This window comes from Pelagicoccus enzymogenes (genome assembly GCF_014803405.1).
Classification (GTDB): Bacteria; Verrucomicrobiota; Verrucomicrobiia; order Opitutales; family Opitutaceae; genus Pelagicoccus; species Pelagicoccus enzymogenes.
Window position 1 is genome coordinate 1 of the sequence record NZ_JACYFG010000043.1, and the last position, 1,233, is coordinate 1,233.

The following is a 1,233-nucleotide window of genomic DNA, read 5'->3' on the forward strand; positions in this document are numbered from 1 at the left end:
TCTGCAGTGTATCGTTTCCCTCGTTCGGTAGACATGAAGGAAAAATAGCGGATCGACAATCAAGCGTCTAGGGGGCGGAATTTGTACCGCTTACCTTCATCGTCGAGTCCTCGCAGCACTACTGCAAGGTCCCGAAGGTGAGCAAGGAGCTCTCGGACAGGCAGCGCGGCGTGGACGAGCGCATCGTGGAGATATCCTGGAACGCCCAGAACCGTCTCTACAAGCGGGCTAGGACTCTCGCCCGCCGTGGCGTAATGGGCCAGAAGATACAAATCGCGATCGCCCGCGAGCTTGTCGGCTTCGTCTGGGCGATCGGCCAGCTGGTCGAGTATCCGGAAGACCAAGGCTCGGCTCAAGGCAAAGCAAGGGGATCGGGCTAGGCTGGCCCCGCTTCCCCTCGGAGGCCTAGGCGAGCGGCCGACCCCGGCGCGGGCAACACGCGAGGCGTTCTCAGAACGGCTCCATCCCCGATGGACCGACTTCCGCTACCGAATCTGCGTCCCTGCCCATGGCGTAAAAAATGAATGTAGTTCCGACCTACGAATATCAACCTTCTCAATCGCCGTATTCAAACGACCGTTACAGGTCACCAGGCGTCCGGCCGCTTCCCTTCGCCTCCGAGGCAGTCCAGCAATCCTTCAAACGCTATTATAAAAATAGTATAGGATAGCTGTTTTTATATTGACTGGACGCGACCATATCAACGTCGAGTGCATACGCGGAGGGGGCGCAGCCCCCGGAGTTGTATGACACGATTTGTTCTGACCTATTTTTTCTTAAGGTTTAGGGTGTGGTTGTCGCAATCAGCATAGATAAGCTTTAGGTCGCCTCCTTTGCTTTTGTAGATGCATGAGGTCATTTGGTGCCCCTCATTTGAACTGGATACGTAGAGGAAAATGAGTCCATCGTAAAGAATCCACATTTGCTTTACATCTTCTTCGTTGAATTCGTTAGAGATCCATTTCTTATCATTTTTTAAGGTGATTGATACTTGATCTATCGATCCCTCAATTCCACAGGATCCTTCCCAAGTTCCGTGTAGTTCTTTTAAGTCTGACTCTTCTAGGTTCGTGTAGGTAAGTTTCGGCTGATTAAGCCATTCTTCCCACATCGTATCGATCTTCAATCGATCTTCTATTGGATTGGCTCCATTCGCTCGGATAACGCCCAAAGCCATAAAGATCAGCGCGACTAGAGTTGGGCATCGAGGTTTCATTTTTTCAGAACGTCGAG

2 protein-coding genes are annotated in these 1,233 nt (G+C 51.7%); one reads left to right on the plus strand and one right to left on the minus strand.

Annotated elements, in window-relative coordinates:
* The first annotated feature begins 137 nt into the window (after positions 1-137).
* Positions 138-380: a hypothetical protein gene (locus IEN85_RS18620; RefSeq protein WP_191618624.1), complete on the plus strand. Its 243-nt coding sequence runs from the start codon at positions 138-140 to the stop codon at positions 378-380.
* Between the two features lie 386 nt (positions 381-766).
* Here the strand turns inward: IEN85_RS18620 and IEN85_RS18625 are convergent.
* A partial coding sequence (locus IEN85_RS18625) for a hypothetical protein (RefSeq protein WP_224772736.1) occupies positions 767-1,233 on the minus strand: 467 nt, incomplete at its 5' end.